Raw genomic sequence first — 15,391 nt, forward strand, 5'->3', positions numbered from 1 at the left:
GGCGCCCCTAGTTCGTCGGGAAACCCCTTTCGCGCAACGCGTCTCGAAGTCGGCGGCGCGATCCCAGGGTACCCGGATCCGTCAGTCGTGCCACGATTCGCCCGGTCCAGCTGCCCGGCAGGCCCTGTCCACGGTAGAAGTCCTCGGCGCGGGTGTCGTACCGGGCGATACCCGCGTCCTGCGCCTCGAGTCGGTAACGGTCCCGGTGGCACACCACGTCGAAACCGAGTCGCGGCTTGACCTCGGCCCGCTCCGCCGGATCGGGGAAGCCGACCGAGAGGCCGACGACCGGGAAGACCCGCTGCGGCAGTTCCAGGACGTCGGCGACGCGCTCGGGCTCGTTGCGGATGCCACCGATGTACACGGTGCCCAGGCCGACCGATTCCGCCGCGACCACGGCATTCTGCGCGGCCAGGGCCGCGTCGACCACGCCGAGCAGGGTGCCCTCGGCGAAGTCCGCGTTGACGAGTTCTCGGCCGTGGACCGTAGCGATGTGCTCCGAGCGGGCGAAGTCTGCGAGCCAGACCAGGAAGAGCGGCGCGTGGCGGACCGCATCCTGATCGCCCGCAAGGGTGGCGAGCGCATCGATCCGCTCGCGGTCGGTGACGGCGACGACGGACCACAGCTGCAGATTGCTCGAGCTGGCCGCGGACGACGCGGCGGCGACGACGGCGCGCAGATGATCCTCGGGGACGGGACGGTCGAGGAACCGGCGCACCGACCGGTGCGCCAGCTGAGTCGCCAGCACCGCGTTCCAGGGGCCGGCCGTGTCGGCAGCACCGAAGCGTCGTTCGAGAGCATCGCGTCGTTCGAGAGCATCGCGTCGTTCGAGAGCATCGGAGCGAGCGACCACCCGATCCGCGCCGGCGCCGGGGTTCGCTGTGAGTGGGTGAGACGTGGTCACGAGTGGAGCCCTTCTGGCCGGTTCCCGGCCGGTCGACGGATCGCTATCGGCTGCCCACCGGCGAATCGGCGGTGAACCCTCTGGCGCGCTCAGTGTCGGATTCGCTCCACAGCGTCGTCGGCGGTATCTCCGCGCGCACCAGCGGCACGACCTCCTCGGCGAATCGACGCAGGGTGTCCTTCTGGCGTTCGAAGTCGAGCACGTGGTTGACGGATACGGATTGGAGGACGTGGCCGAAGCACTCGTGGTAGTCGAGGATCTTCTCGGCCACGCGATCCGGCGAACCGACCAGGGCCGGACCCCGCTCGACCGCCTCCTCGATCGTGCGGAAGCTGGTGGTCTTGCCGACGGCGCCCGGATCATGTTTCCTCTTGTCGGCCTGGCGTACCGCACCTTCGTAGATGGGCCGGTACTCCTCGATCGCCTTCTCCGTGGTGTCCGCGAGGAACAACCCGCCCGAACCCGATCCGACGTAGGCCTTCGCCGGGTCGTGACCGTGTGCGGCGTAGTGCTCGCGGTATCGATCGATCAGGACCTTGTAGTTCTCCCGGGGCTGCAGGGCGTTGGCCGTCACGATCGGGTCTCCCCACTTCGCCGCCAGGTCCACTGCGCGCGCCGACGTGGCGGATCCGTGCCAGATGCGGAACGGCCCGTCGAACGGGCGGGGCAGCGTCGTGACATCGGCGAGTGCCGCTCGGTACTCACCCGACCAGTCGACGTGTTCCTCCCGCAGCAGCCGGCGCAGCAGTTCGTAGTTCTCGGTGAGGTAGTCGTACTGTTTGCCGATGTCGAGGCCGAACAGGGGGTACTGGAGCACCTCGTTGCCCTTGCCGATGACGATCTCGAGGCGGCCCCGGCTCAGTTGATCGACGGTGCACAGATCCTCGGCGACGCGCACGGGATCGAGCACCGACAGCACGGTCACACCCGTGGACAACAGGATCCGCTCGGTGGCCTGTGCGATGGCACCGAGGACGACGGTCGGGCTGGACGAGAGCACGTCGCCGGCATGACGTTCGCCGACCGAGTAACTGTCGATGCCGAGCTGCTCGGCGAGCACGGCCATCTCGACGACGCGGTTCAGGCGCTCCGCGGGAGCGACGACGTCGCCGGTGACCGGATGCGGCGGGTTGAAGATGATGTCGAGGATCTGGAAGCGCACGAACTACAGAGTCTGCCGTCCCGGTGGGCGTCCGCGAAGGGTTGTCCTCGAGGTGATCGGAACCGTTGCACCCGGCCGGACACGTCGCCGTCGTCGTCTCGGCATCGGCGTCACGGTAGCCGTGCACCGGGGTCCGGACCAGGATTGCGATCGTCGTGATCCGAAATCGGTGCAGGTCGGACCCGCCCGAAAGGGCGTGGGTTGTCCGAGACCCGTCCACTGGATAGCGTGACCGTCCGGCAGCACCGAGGGCGGATTCCCGCCACGAACGGGCCGCGCCCGCGGCCCATCGGAGGAAAGATGGTCGGCACCAGTCACGCGCAGGTCGTGATCGCACGCGTCGTGGGCACGCACGCCCCGGCGTGTTGTTGTCGCTGACAGCCGTCCCACCGGACGCACCCGCGTCTCCCGATACCGACATCTCCTCCGGCCGCCGGTGCCGCGTTGCCCGTTTCCCGGGCACCCGGCGCTCGACGTGGCCCGAAAGGACTCCCTGCGATGCCTCCCTCGACCACCCTGCCCGTCGTCGACCTCACAGGCCTCGACGGCGATGCCGCCACCCGGGCCGCCCTGCTCGACCGGCTGCGTCGGGTCACGCACGAGGTCGGCTTCTTCCACCTGACCGGCCACGGCATCGACCCGGCCCTCGCCGACCGGCTGATCGCGGCGGCACGCGCGTTCTTCGCCCTGCCCGACCCCGTGAAGCTGGAGATCGAGAACTCCCACTCGCCTCATTTCCGCGGCTACACCCGCGTCGGGGGTGAACGAACCCAGGGATACGTGGACTGGCGCGAGCAACTCGACATCGGTCCCGAACGGGCTCCGGTGGCACAGTTCGACCCCCAGCGGCCGTGGGAGGTGCTGCACGGTCCGAACCTGTGGCCGAGCCGGGTGCCGCAGCTGCGGACGCTCGCGCTGCAGTGGATCGAGCAGGCCGGCGCGGTCGGCCGCCGGCTCCTCCGGGCATGGTCCGAATCCCTCTCCGCACCAGCCGATTTCTTCGACGGCGCGTTCGCGGACCCCGATCCGCTGCTGAAGATCGTACGGTACCCGGGCCACGACCGATCGATCACCGGACAGGGTGTGGGCAGTCACAAGGACGTGGGAGTTCTCACGCTGCTCTATCCGGAACCCGGAAGCACCGGCTTCCAGGTGGAGATCGACGGCACCTGGGTCGACGTCGAACCCCTGCCCGGACACTTCGTCGTCAACATCGGCGAACTCCTCGAACTGGCCACCGGCGGCTACCTGAAGGCGACGACGCACCGGGTCCTTCCGCCGGCTCCCGGCACCGACCGGGTATCCCTGCCGTTCTTCCTCAATCCCGCACTGGATCAGGCGTTGCCGCATGTGCCACTGCCCGGCGCACTCGCCGCCGAGGCCCGCGGCGTCGGTGCGGACGAGCACGGTGACGCCTTGCACGCCGTGTATGGGCTCAACGCGCTCAAGTCACGACTGCGGGCCCACCCCAACGTCACCGAGCGCCATCACGCCGACCTCTCGAACTCCCCCCTCCTCGCCGGCCGGCCCGGCGATCTCGACGAAAGCGAACACTCCGAATGACTCTGCGCCGCACCCTGTCCGTGGTCTCCGCCGTCGCCCTGGCCACCGGGCTGGCCGCCTGCTCCGCCTCCGGGACCGGCGAGGACACGCTCGTGATCTCCGCCTCCGCGACACCGCACGTCGAAATCCTGGAACACGTGCGGCAATCCGGTGCGCTCGGCGACGTCGTCCTCGACATCAAGCCCGTGACCGGCGAGGTGGACCCGAACGAGTTGCTCGAAGCCGGTGACGTCGACGCCAACTTCTTCCAGCACCACCCGTACCTCGCCGACTGGCAGCAGCAGAAGGGCGTGGACAACCTCGAGTCGGTCGCCTCCGTACACCTCGAACCGCTCGGCCTGTACTCGAACAAGATCGCCGCGGTCGCGGACCTGAAGGACGGCGACACGATCGCGCTGCCGAAGGACACGACCAATTTCGCGCGTGCGCTCTACCTCCTGGAGTCGGCGGGCCTGCTCGAACTCGACAAGCCGCTGTCCGAAGCGGACATCGCGACGGTCACTGCCGCGAACATCGTCTCGAATCCGAAGAACCTGAAATTCGTCGAGCTCGAACGCGCGCAGCTCGCGCGCACCGTCGACGATCCGGCGATCACGGCCTCGGTCGTCAACTCGAACTACGCGCTCGAAGCGGGGCTCAACCCCGCGGACGACAGCATCGTGCGGGAATCCGTCGACAACAACCCGTTCGAGAACATCCTCGTGGTGCGATCGGAGGATGCGTCCGATCCCGCCGTCACCGCCCTCGCGGACGCCCTCGAGTCGCCCGAGGTCGCCGCCTGGATCGCCGAGAACTACGACGGCGCGGTCGTACCCGTCCACGAGGTCGGCGCGTGATCGTCGTCGACGGACTCACCAAGTCGTACCCGGCAACGGGCGGCACCGGCACGATCGACGCACTCCGCGGAATCGACCTGAGGATCGACGAGGGAGAGGTCTTCGGCATCGTCGGCCCCAGCGGTTCCGGCAAGTCCACGCTGCTGCGGTGCCTGAACCTGCTGGAACGCCCCACGAGCGGACGCATCCTCCTGCGCGGCGAGGACCTCTCGCACCTGTCCGAAGGCCGGCTGCGCGCGTCCCGTCGCCGCATCGGCACCGTGTTCCAGCAGTTCAACCTCCTGCACTCCCGCACCGTCCGCGCGAACGTCGAGTTTCCGCTCGAGGTCGCCGGCGTACGGAGGACGGAGCGACGGGACCGGGCCGAGACGTTGCTCGAGCTGGTCGGGCTCACCGACAAGCGGGACGCCTTCCCCTCGCAGTTGTCCGGCGGGCAGCAGCAGCGCGTCGGCGTCGCGCGCGCACTCGCCGCCGAGCCCGACGTCCTGCTGTGCGACGAGGCGACCAGTGCCCTCGACCCGGCCACCACGGAGCAGGTGCTCGATCTGATCGCGACCGTCAACCGGACCCTCGGCGTCACCATCGTCGTCGTCACCCACGAGCTGTCCGTGGTGCGCCGGATCTGCACGTCGGCGGCGCTGCTGGACGGGGGCCGCATCGTCGAATCCGGTCCCGTGGCCGATCTCGTGGCCGACCCCCTCTCCCGCCTCGGTGATGCGCTGCTGCCGGCGGGCGTCGGCGAGCAGAACGGGGACGTGACCGCGCTCGTCACCGCCCGCGGCTCTGCCGTCGCCACGCCGTGGCTGTCCCGGCTCTCCCGCGACGTCGGGGTCGACGTCGCGGTCGTCGGTGGCCGGGTCGACCGTGTCGCCGGTACCGACATCGGCAAGCTGCACGTGCGTTTCGACGGCGACGTGGATCGCGACGCGGTGGACCGATTCTTCGCCGTCCTGCCCGACGTCACCGTCGCGTGGACGACCGGCGTCGTGGCGAGGGTCGGGGCATGAACAAACTCAGCTGGTACGACGCCCTGCCCGAGGTGTGGGCCGCCACGCTCGACACCCTCTACATGGTGGGCGTCGCCTTCCTCCTCACCGTCGTGGGCGGGGTGCTCGTGGGTGTTCTGCTGCACGTGACCGCGCCGGACGGGCTGCGCCCGATCCGCACGCTGTATCTCGTGGTCGGGGCCGTGGTCAACGTGTTCCGTTCGCTGCCGTTCCTGGTCCTGCTGATCGCGCTGATCGGTGTGACCCGTCTGGTGGTCGGGACTGCGATCGGGCCGACCGCCGCGCTCGTCCCCTTGACGATCGGCGCGATCCCGTTCTTTGCCCGCATCGTCGAGAGCGCGCTGCGAGAGGTTCCGCGTGGGCGGGTGGACGCGGCCCGGGCTATGGGGGCCTCGAACCGGCAGATCGTCACCAAAGTACTTCTTCCCGAATCGCTTTCGTCTCTGATCTCCGGTGCCACCCTCACCGCGGTTCTGCTGGTCGGCTACTCCGCGATGGCCGGGGTCGTCGGTGGCGGCGGGCTCGGCGACTTCGCCATCGTCTACGGGTACCAGCGCTTCAACACCCCGGTCCTGATGGTCGCGGTGGTGGTGTTGATCGTGCTCGTGCAGGCGCTGCAGACCGTGGGAGACGTCGCGGTGCGGGCGCTCGCACACCGGCGATGAAGTTCGCTTCGCGGCGGCGCGGCCGTGCCTACCGCGGCCCTGTCTCATATCGAATCGATATGAGGTGATGCCGAAACACCGTCTATCCGCGACGCACGCCACCCGCCAGGGTGGAGACCATGGCCACTTCTCTCCAGACGCTCTCGGCTCCGGCCGCGGTACGCCTGCGCGCTCCGCTTCCGGGACTCGCCGTCTGTGCTGCGGCGGCAGCGGCGGCCCTCGTCGCCGCCCGGCTCGCCGGGGGCATCAGCCCCCTGCTGATCGCCATCGTCCTCGGCGCACTCCTGGCCAACACGACCTCGCTCCCGGCGTCCACCGAACCCGGCCTGGCCGTGGCCTCGCGCCGGTTGCTCCGGATCGGGGTCGCCCTCCTCGGTCTGCAACTCCTCGTCACCGACGTGCTCGCCCTCGGCTGGGGCGTGCTCGGCCTCGTCGTGGCCGTGGTGGTCGGCGGCATCGCCGGAACGATGGCACTGGGCAGGATCCTCGGGCTCGACTGGACCCAGCGCCTGCTCGTCGCCTGCGGCTTCTCGATCTGCGGCGCCGCCGCCGTCGCCGCGGTGGACGGGGTCGTCGACGCCCGCAAGCAGCACGTGGTCACCGCCGTCGCACTGGTGGTCGTCTTCGGCACCGCCATGATCCCCGGCCTGCCGCTCGCGGCCTCCGCGCTGGGACTCGACACCACCCAGGCCGGCATGTGGGCCGGCGCCGCGATCCACGAGGTGGCGCAGGTCGTCGCCGCGGGCGAAGCCGTGGACGCCGGCAACGCCGGGGCGCTGGGCGCGAGCGCCCTTGCGGTGGCCGTGACCGTGAAGCTCGCCCGGGTCGCGATGCTCGCGCCCGTGGTCGCCTGGATCGGCGCGGTGTCCCGCCGCCGCAGCCGCGAGCAGACCGAAATGCGGCGGCCCCCGCTGGTGCCGCTGTTCCTGCTCGGCTTCCTCGGCTGCGTGGCCCTGCGCGCCACCGGCCTGCTCCCCGACCCGGCTCTGGACGTCGCCCGGCTCGCGCAGACGGCGCTGCTCACCGCCGCCATGTTCGCGCTCGGCACCGCCGTGCGCATCGACGTCCTGCGGGGCGTGGGCTGGCGGCCCTTCGCGCTCGCCGCCGCATCCACGGTGTGGGTCTCGGCGATCGCCCTCACCGGAATTGTGCTGCTGGGATAGCGGATACGCTCCACAGCCGCGCGCCGATCGGCCACACACAACAGTCGTGCCGCACGCGGGTGACCGGAAGGTTCGCGGCTGGACGCGGTGGCCCGGCACGACGGCCCGGCCGAAACGGATCTCGCGGGAAGCACTTCGGGCACCGGTGGCCGCTGTTACCGTCGGCGAGATGACACCGGTGGCGAAGGTGGGCTCCACGATCCGCGTCGCGATCGCCGCGGCACTGTCCGTCGCGCTGCTCGGCGCCTGCACGTCGGCCGGTGACGACTCGTCGGGGACCGCCGAATGCATCCACGTCCCCAACGGCACCCCGCTGTCCGCCGCCCCGCCCGCCCCGTCGGCGTCCGAAAGGGACCTGGCCACCAACCCCGAGGTCGCCACCGGCTACCGCGACGACATGACGGCGGTGACGACCGCGTCGTACGCGGTGTCCACTGCCAACCCGGTCTCGACGGAGGCGGCGTGCAAGGTGCTGCGCGACGGCGGCACCGTCGCCGACGCGCTGGTCGTCGCGCAGACGGTGCTCGGGCTCGTGGAGCCCCAGTCGTCGGGGATCGGCGGCGGCGCCTTCCTGCTCTACTACGACGCGGAGACCGGGCAGGTGCAGGCGTACGACGGCCGGGAGACGGCACCGATGTCGGCCACCGAGAACTACCTGCGCTGGATCAGCGACACCGACCGCACCGCGCCCCGGCCCGACGCCCGGGCCAGCGGCCGCTCGATCGGGGTGCCCGGAGTGGTGCGCCTGCTCGAGGAGGTGCACCGCGAACACGGGGGCACGGAGTGGGCCCGGTTGTTCGACCCGGCCATCTCCCTCGCCGACGACGGGGTGGTGATCAGCGACCGGATGGCCGAGTCGATCGCCGACTCGGCACCCGACCTCGCCGTCGACGACGAGGCGCGGGCGTACTTCCTGAACCCCGACGGCACGCCCAAGACCGCGGGCACCGTCCTGGTCAACCCGGCCATGGCGAAGACGCTCGGCGCCATCGCGTCCGGCGGCGCCGACGCCTTCTACACCGGAGCCCTCGCCCGGGACATCGTCGACGCCACCACCACCGAGGCGGGCGGCCGCACCCCCGGGACGATGACGGTCGACGACCTCGCCGGCTACGAGGTGAAGAAGCGCACCCCCCTCTGCACGCCCTATCGGGCGCACGAGGTCTGTGGCATGCCGAACCCGTCCTCGGGCGGGATCGCGGTGGCTGCGACGATGGGCATCCTCGGGAACTTCGACCTGTCCGCGCTGGGACCGACCGACGTCGACGAGAACGGTGGCGAGCCGACCGCCGACGCCGTGCACCTGATCTCCGAGGCCGAGCGCCTCGCGTACGCGGACCGCGACAAGTACGTGGCGGACTCGGACTTCGTTCCCCTGCCCGGCAATTCGCCGCAGACGCTGCTCGACGACGACTACCTGCGCGGGCGTGCGGGCCTCATCGACCCGGGCCGGAGCATGGGCACGGCACAACCCGGCGACTTCGGGCCGGTGCCCCTGGGCACCCCACCACAGGACCGCGAACACGGCACCAGCCACATCTCCATCGCCGACGAATACGGCAACGTGGCCTCGATGACCACGACGATCGAATCGGCGTTCGGGTCGTTCCACATGGTCGACGGCTTTCTGCTGAACAACCAGCTGACGGACTTCGCCGCCGAACCCGTGGACAAGGCCGGGGTGCCGGTGGCCAACCGCGTCGAACCGGGCAAGCGACCGCGCAGTTCGATGGCGCCGACGCTCGTCTTCGATCGCAATCCCGACGGCAGCCGCGGCGACCTGCGCATCGTCGTCGGCTCGCCGGGCGGTTCCGTCATCATCCAGTACGTGGTCAAGACGCTCGTCGGGATGCTCGACTGGGGCCTGGACCCGCAGCAGGCGGTGTCGGCGGTAGCGTTCGGCGCGGCGAACACCCCGGTCACCGGGGTCGGGGGCGAGCATCCGGCGATCGACGGCAGCGACGACGGCGCACGCGATCCGCTGGTGGCCGAGCTGCGCGCGCGAGGCCATCAGGTGGCGGTGCTCCCGCAGTCCAGCGGACTGAGTGCGCTCCGCCGGGACGAGTCGGGATGGGTTGGCGGCGCGGACCCCCGTCGCGAGGGCGCGGTGATGGGCGACGCCACCGGATAACGATCCGACGCGCGGTCCGGCCCATCGAGTCACGACTGGATAACCACACGGGGTCTCGTCGACCTGCAGGAATAAGATCGACAACCATCGATCGCCGTCACGGCGGATGACTGGGAGCGGATGGATCGGGGTGCCCGGATGCGGATCGCGGACGTGCTGCGGAACAAGGGGCCGGTCGTGGCCACGGTCGATCCGGACCTCTCGGTCGACGAGATGATCGGCGAACTCGCCCGCCACAACGTGGGCGCCCTCGTCGTGGTGGAGGGCGACGCCGTGATCGGCATCGTCTCCGAACGCGACGTCGTGCGCCGGCTCCACCAGCACGGTCCCGCCCTGCTCGACGCCCGTGTCCGGGACATCATGAGCACGACGGTGTCCACGTGCCTGCCCACCGACACGGTGAACAGCCTGGCCGAGACCATGACCGAACGCCGGATCCGGCACCTGCCCGTCGTGGTGGACGGCCACCTGGTAGGCATCGTCAGCATCGGTGACATCGTGAAGAGCCGGATCGACGAACTGCAGTGCGAACGCGACCAACTCGAGTCGTACATCGAGCACGGCTGAACCCGGGGCACCGGATTTCAGGGGGATTCTCCGGGTGATCCCGGATTACCCTGCGGCGCCTGCCGGACGACAGTGGACCATATGGCGAAGCGTCCGGGGCAGCGGTGGCGGCAGGCGACGGTGTGGCTGCACGTGGTCACGTCCGTGGGATGGATGGGCCAGGCCCTCGCGCTGCTCGTCCTGTTGACGCTGAGCCGCACCGCGGTGGATCCCGCCGTGCGGGTGGCCGGCACGACCATGGCGCAGCACCTCGACGGCACGCTGCTCGCTCCGCTGGCCAACGCGTCGGCATTCACGGGCTTTCTCCTCGCGGCGGCGACGCCGTGGGGATTCCTGCGCTACTGGTGGGTGGCGATCAAGTTCGTCCTCACCGTGGTCCAGGTGAACCTGGGGATCTTCCTGCTGTCGGCGGGCCTGAACGGCTCGGTGGCCGCCGTCCGCGACGGCACGTCCGGACCGGCGGGACCGATGATCGCGGGCACCGCTCTGATGATCAGCGCCCTCGCGTTCCAGGCGTGGTTGTCGGTCGCGAAACCGTGGGGCCGCACCCCGTGGTCGGCCGGGAAAGCGAAGCTGCCCGCCGCGCCGCCGTGGGTCTTCGCCATGGCGACCGGCGCGGTGGCCGCCGACCTCGCCGTCGCGACTCTGCTCGGCCATCCGCTGCCCGCCTTCGCCGCCCTGGCCCTGGTCGTCGCGTCGACGACCAGGGCCAGGGCGATCCGCGAGGCGAGCCCTCAGCCGGCCTACGGCTGAGGCACCGGCGTGGTCGTCGGGGTGGTGGTTGCGGCCGGCGTCGTGGTCCCGGGGGCACTCGACTCCGCGGTCGTCGGGGCGACGGTCGTCGGCTCGACGGTCGGCAGCGGCTCCACGGCAGGCAGGGGCTCCACGGCCGGCAGCGGGGACGGCGCTGCGGGCGAGGGAGCCGGGGCCGCGGGCGAGGGAGCCGGGGCCGCAGCCGGGACGGGCGGCACCGGTGCCGGCGAAGCCGACGAGGAGGCCGCGGCCCGAGTCGGCGACGCCGGGGTCGACGACGTGGTCGTCGGCGTGGTCGTGGTGGCCCCGGCGGCGGCCTTCTCCACGTCGCCGTCCGTCGTCGGCGGGAGCGGCGCCGGATCGATCGGCTTCGACGAGACGACGAGCTGCGGAGCGGTCGACTCGGCCTCGGCCTTGTCGAGCTCGCCGCTCTCGGCCTGCTTCGCCAGATGGGTCAGCCATGCCGCCGCGTACTGCGCGGACGTCAGGGGCTTTCCGTTCTCGGGGTCGGAATCGCGCCAGTAGTCGAAGTGGTGCCCGGTGTCCGGACCGAGGGTTTGCTGGTACGGATCGCTCAGCGCCACCTCGAGGGTGTTCTCGTTGTCGGCGATGAATCCGATGACCTCGTTGCGCAGCTTCGCGGGCAGATAGGTCAGGTCGATCAGCTCACCCGAGGTGATCTCGCCGTCCGTGCCGGTCGAGGCGACGTCGCGGACGGCCGGTTCGTAGGACGGATCCGACACCTTGATGAGGACGTCGAGGAAGGTCTCGTCGCTCTGCATCCAGTTCTCCTGCGACTGGATGTCGGCGAACGCGGCCATGGCGATCCGCCCGAGGACCGTGGCGACGTCCAGCGCGGTCTCCGGGGTGAGCCCGTCGCGCTCGAGCGCGTCGACGTTCAACTGCCGTCCTACGTTCACCGCGAGCTGCAGCAGGGCGATGTTCTCCGGAGCGGAGCAGGTCAGGTCGCCCTCCGAGCAGAACGACGCCACCTTGCCGTCCAGCGCCCCGAAGCTCCCCGAGGTGCCCGGCAGCGAACCGCTGCCCGACGCGCTGTTCCGGCCCGACTGGTAGGCGAGGTCGAATCCGTCCGGGTTGCGGAACTCGTCCTCCGCGCCGGGGAACGGTCCCTCACCCGCCGTGCGCCCGGCGTCGGCCAGGATGACCACACCCACGACCGAATCCGGATCGACGATCTCGTACGACCCGTCCTCGGCGCTTTCCTGGTTGCCGATCTCCATCGCCACGCGGCGCGCAACGTCGGCGCCCTCGCTGTACCCGACGACGGCGAACTTCGTGTCGGGGCATGCCTGGCGGATCGCCTGCATCACGGTCTCGGCGTTGTCCACGCCGGCCTCGACGGCGTCGTCGTACGACGACATGTTCGCTGGGTACTCGACGTACACGGCGGAGTAGGAACCCTCGGGCACGTCGTCCCGCGGCGCGTTCACGACCTCGTCGACCCAGGGGCTGCTGAAGTCGGTGGACGATGCGGCCGGCAGGGGGTTCCCGTCGGCGTCGAGGAGCATCGCGTGGGTGCCGGGGCGGGGACTGTCGTTGCGCCCGCCGACCGCGATGCTGACCATGTCGTGGCACTCGGTGACCGAGGCGGTCAGCGTCGTCGGGGCCGTCGACGGAGCCGACGGTTCCGAGACAGCGACGGCGACCACCGCCGCCGCGCCCAGCGCCACGGGTGCCACCGCAGCCGCGACAATCCGCTTGTTTCGCACCGCCCAGTCAAGTGCCATGGTCAATCCCCATCCGAAGTCGGTCCGTGCCGACGACCCTGATTGTGGTGTCGACGCGTCGGTCGGAAAGTCGTTCGAGACGGCAATCGTGTTACATGTCCGCGTCGTAGGCGTGGTCGCGATGAGTTCCCGGCGCCCGGGCGGTCGGTATCCCGTAGGCGGAGCGACACGGGCATCACGTCGGAAGGAGGGACCCGTTGCGGACACTTGCCATCACCCAGAACGTCACCCTCGACGGTTCGATCGAGATGCTGGGGGACTGGTTCGACCCCCAGGGTCAGGCGGAGGTGGACAATTCGGATCATCTGGCGGAACTGCACCGGCAGGACAGCGAGTCCGACGCGCTGGTGCTCGGCCGACGGACGTTCGAGGACTTCCGGGGCTACTGGCCGGGGCGGACCGACGATCCCACGGGCATCTCCGCGTATCTCGACCAGGTGCAGAAGTACGTGGTGTCCTCGACCGTGACGGATCCGCAGTGGCAGCACACCACCGTCCTCTCCGCCGAGCCTCTGGCCGCGATACGCGCCCTGAAGGCGCGCATGGGCCGGGACATCGTGGTCACCGGCAGCATCTCGCTGTGCCACGCCCTGATCGAGGCCGGACTCGTGGACGAATACCGGCTGTTCGTCCATCCCGTCGTGCAGGGCCGCGGACGCCGGTTGTTTCCGGACGGATTCGCGTTGCCGCGGCTGCGCCTGCTCGCAGCGAACGCCTTCCGTTCCGGCATCACCTTCTCCCGCTACGCGGCGGGCTGATTCCCCTGCGGCGGCAAACAGCCTCGGCACCGTCGTCGGCGCGAGTAGGCTACCGGGCATGGCCGATCTGTCCGGCGACGTGCGGGCTCTGCTCGGGGCGCGGAACATGGCGCACGTCGCGACGCTCATGCCCGACGGCTCGCCGCACGTCTCCCCGGTGTGGATCGCGGTCGAAGGTGATCACTTGGCGATATTCTCCGCTCAGGAGAACCGGAAGGTCGCCAATCTGCGCCGTGACGGGCGCGTCGCCGTGTCGGTCTGCGATGAGCACAACCCGTATCGGTCGGTCGTCGTCCGCGGCCGGGTCGTCGAGGAACTCGAAGGCGACGAAGCGGTCGCGATCATGGACCGAATGAGCAACCGCTACATCGGCAGCGACTTCCCCATGCGCTCAGCGATCGTGTCGCTCATCGAACCCGAGCGAGTTCACCTGCAGGATCTCCCGTTCCGACATCCCTCGGACACCGGAACCTGAGCCACAACACTCGAACGATCGGTTCCCGGGCCGCCCCGGCACGACGGCGACCGTGATCCGCACGCCGCACCGGAATTCGCGCGCTGAACTGCCGCAGCGAATTCCGGTGCGGCGCGTGAATTTTCGGCCAGAGCGGATCCCGACCCCCACCATCCCCGGACCGTAAGCACAATGGCCGTTTTCGCTGAGTGAAATAGATTCTGCCTGATCAATTTTCGCGGTCGGCCCCGCGCCGCGGCCGAGTTGACGTATCGCAGCGCGCGCAGTCACAATCCGAACGATCACTCGGTTACGAACAGGTGTGCACTATGCGAACAAGCTCGGATCGGACCGCCGCCCAGGCGCCCCGACACACAACCCGCTCCGCGAGTCTCGTCGTCGCGCTGTGCTGGGTCGCGGTACTTCTCGACGGCTTCGACCTCGTCGTTCTCGGCGCGGTGAATCCGGCGTTGCTGGACTACCCGGACTGGAACCTCGACGCAGGCGGCCTCACGGTCATCTCGACCGCCGGCCTGGTCGGCATGACACTCGGAGCCCTGGCTATCGGCACCCTCACCGACGTCCTCGGCCGGCGACGCACCCTCATCTTCTCCGTCACCGCCTTCTCGGTGCTGACACTCGCGTGTGCATTCGCGACCTCGCCGGAGATGCTCGGCGGCCTGCGCTTCCTCGCGGGTCTCGGGCTCGGCGGCGCACTGCCCACCGCGTTGGCGATCGTCGCCGAATTCATGCCCGGCAAAAAGGGATCCGCGTCGACGACCGTCATGACCGGCTATCACGTCGGCGCCGTGGCGACCGCGCTGCTGGCCCTCGTTCTCCTCGAAAGTTCGGGGTGGCGTTCGATGTTCATCGCGGGCACCCTGCCGGCGTTCGTCCTCGTCCCGCTGATGATCCGCTACCTGCCCGAGTCGCCGGCCTACCTGTCGGTGCGAGGCCGGCACGACGAAGCCGAGCGCATCGCCGCCGACTACGGACTTCCGCCCATCGATGTGACCACGGTGCCGTCGGACACCGACCGCCCCGCGGATGTCGCGAAGACCTCGAAACCGGGATCGCCGGTGCGGACTCTGTTCTCGCCGCAGCTGCTGCGCACCAGCGTGTCCATCTGGGTCACCTCATTCATGGGCCTGCTCCTGGTCTACGGCCTCAACACCTGGCTGCCGACGATCATGCGGGAAGCCGGATACGACCTCGGTGCGTCGCTGTCGCTGCTGCTCGTGCTCAACGCCGGTGCCGTCGCGGGCCTGCTCGTCGCCGGCCGCGTCGCCGACCGGATCGGTGCCCGCACCGCGGGCATCGCATGGTTCACGCTCGCCGCGCTGTTCCTCGCCACGCTCAGCATCAACCTCGCCTACGGCGTCTACGTGCTGGTGTTCCTCGCCGGGTGCTTCGTCTTCAGCTCCCAGGTACTCGTCTACGCCTTCACGAGCGCGGCCTACCCGGCCGAGGCACGCGCCACGGCGCTCGGCTGGTCCGCCGGCGTGGGCCGCATCGGCGCGATCTGCGGTCCGATCCTCGGCGGCGCGCTGCTGCAGGCCGGCGTCGCCTACCCCTGGGGCTTCTACGCCTTCGCCGCCGTCGGCGTACTCGGCGCCCTCGCGCTGTCGACGAGCCGGCCGGTGCGGTAACACTCGAAACTTGCTCACTGATTCGGAATTT

Annotated in this window: 14 protein-coding genes; 11 read left to right on the plus strand and 3 right to left on the minus strand. The window is 70.0% G+C overall.

Features of this window, described 5'->3' with window-relative positions:
• Positions 1-7 precede the first annotated feature (7 nt).
• The gene (locus tag KZJ41_RS27430) at positions 8-853 is read right to left on the minus strand and encodes an NADPH-dependent oxidoreductase (RefSeq protein WP_029546690.1); all 846 of its coding nucleotides are present in this window, start codon (positions 851-853) and stop codon (positions 8-10) included.
• A 94-nt stretch (positions 854-947) separates the two neighbouring features.
• Entirely contained in the window at positions 948-2,066 is a 1,119-nt protein-coding gene (locus tag KZJ41_RS27435; RefSeq protein ID WP_029546691.1) for an LLM class flavin-dependent oxidoreductase, read from the minus strand.
• A gap of 498 nt (positions 2,067-2,564) precedes the next feature.
• Here KZJ41_RS27435 and KZJ41_RS27440 point away from each other — a divergent pair, with 498 nt between their 5' ends.
• The 8 genes from KZJ41_RS27440 to KZJ41_RS27475 all read left to right on the plus strand — a co-directional run bounded on the left by KZJ41_RS27440 (position 2,565) and on the right by KZJ41_RS27475 (position 10,751).
• A complete protein-coding gene (locus KZJ41_RS27440; protein ID WP_029546692.1) occupies positions 2,565-3,629 on the plus strand; it encodes an isopenicillin N synthase family oxygenase in 1,065 nt (354 codons plus the stop codon).
• Positions 3,626-4,465, plus strand: coding sequence for a MetQ/NlpA family ABC transporter substrate-binding protein (locus tag KZJ41_RS27445; RefSeq protein ID WP_029546693.1), 840 nt, complete (start codon positions 3,626-3,628; stop codon positions 4,463-4,465). The genes KZJ41_RS27440 and KZJ41_RS27445 overlap by 4 nt, the downstream gene beginning before the upstream one ends.
• Positions 4,462-5,472: a methionine ABC transporter ATP-binding protein gene (locus KZJ41_RS27450; RefSeq protein WP_029546694.1), complete on the plus strand. Its 1,011-nt coding sequence runs from the start codon at positions 4,462-4,464 to the stop codon at positions 5,470-5,472. The genes KZJ41_RS27445 and KZJ41_RS27450 overlap by 4 nt, the downstream gene beginning before the upstream one ends.
• Positions 5,469-6,137, plus strand: a complete 669-nt coding sequence (locus tag KZJ41_RS27455; RefSeq protein WP_029546695.1) for a methionine ABC transporter permease — start codon at positions 5,469-5,471, stop codon at positions 6,135-6,137. The genes KZJ41_RS27450 and KZJ41_RS27455 overlap by 4 nt, the downstream gene beginning before the upstream one ends.
• 119 nt (positions 6,138-6,256) lie before the next feature.
• Positions 6,257-7,300 carry a YeiH family protein gene (locus KZJ41_RS27460; protein ID WP_006943674.1) on the plus strand — a complete coding sequence of 348 codons (1,044 nt, stop codon included), beginning with the start codon at positions 6,257-6,259 and terminating at the stop codon, positions 7,298-7,300.
• A gap of 169 nt (positions 7,301-7,469) precedes the next feature.
• A complete protein-coding gene (locus KZJ41_RS27465) occupies positions 7,470-9,431 on the plus strand; it encodes a gamma-glutamyltransferase family protein (RefSeq protein WP_029546696.1) in 1,962 nt (653 codons plus the stop codon).
• Positions 9,432-9,569: 138 nt separating this feature from the next.
• Positions 9,570-9,998: a CBS domain-containing protein gene (locus KZJ41_RS27470; RefSeq protein ID WP_029546697.1), complete on the plus strand. Its 429-nt coding sequence runs from the start codon at positions 9,570-9,572 to the stop codon at positions 9,996-9,998.
• An 81-nt stretch (positions 9,999-10,079) separates the two neighbouring features.
• Positions 10,080-10,751 carry a hypothetical protein gene (locus KZJ41_RS27475; RefSeq protein WP_029546698.1) on the plus strand — a complete coding sequence of 224 codons (672 nt, stop codon included), beginning with the start codon at positions 10,080-10,082 and terminating at the stop codon, positions 10,749-10,751.
• Here KZJ41_RS27475 and KZJ41_RS27480 read toward each other — a convergent pair.
• Complete coding sequence (locus tag KZJ41_RS27480; RefSeq protein ID WP_251549940.1) at positions 10,742-12,499, minus strand: cutinase family protein; 1,758 nt, start codon at positions 12,497-12,499, stop codon at positions 10,742-10,744. The genes KZJ41_RS27475 and KZJ41_RS27480 overlap by 10 nt on opposite strands.
• A 197-nt stretch (positions 12,500-12,696) precedes the next feature.
• On the opposite strand from KZJ41_RS27480, the gene KZJ41_RS27485 reads away from it, so the two are divergent.
• The 3 genes from KZJ41_RS27485 to KZJ41_RS27495 all read left to right on the plus strand — a co-directional run bounded on the left by KZJ41_RS27485 (position 12,697) and on the right by KZJ41_RS27495 (position 15,360).
• Entirely contained in the window at positions 12,697-13,257 is a 561-nt protein-coding gene (locus tag KZJ41_RS27485) for a dihydrofolate reductase family protein (protein ID WP_029546700.1), read from the plus strand.
• Between the two features lie 58 nt (positions 13,258-13,315).
• Positions 13,316-13,732: a TIGR03618 family F420-dependent PPOX class oxidoreductase gene (locus tag KZJ41_RS27490; RefSeq protein WP_029546701.1), complete on the plus strand. Its 417-nt coding sequence runs from the start codon at positions 13,316-13,318 to the stop codon at positions 13,730-13,732.
• A 308-nt stretch (positions 13,733-14,040) separates the two neighbouring features.
• Positions 14,041-15,360, plus strand: coding sequence for an aromatic acid/H+ symport family MFS transporter (locus tag KZJ41_RS27495; RefSeq protein WP_029546702.1), 1,320 nt, complete (start codon positions 14,041-14,043; stop codon positions 15,358-15,360).
• Positions 15,361-15,391 lie beyond the last annotated feature (31 nt).

This window comes from Rhodococcus sp. 11-3, assembly GCF_023704055.1.
GTDB lineage: Bacteria > Actinomycetota > Actinomycetes > Mycobacteriales > Mycobacteriaceae > Rhodococcus > Rhodococcus aetherivorans.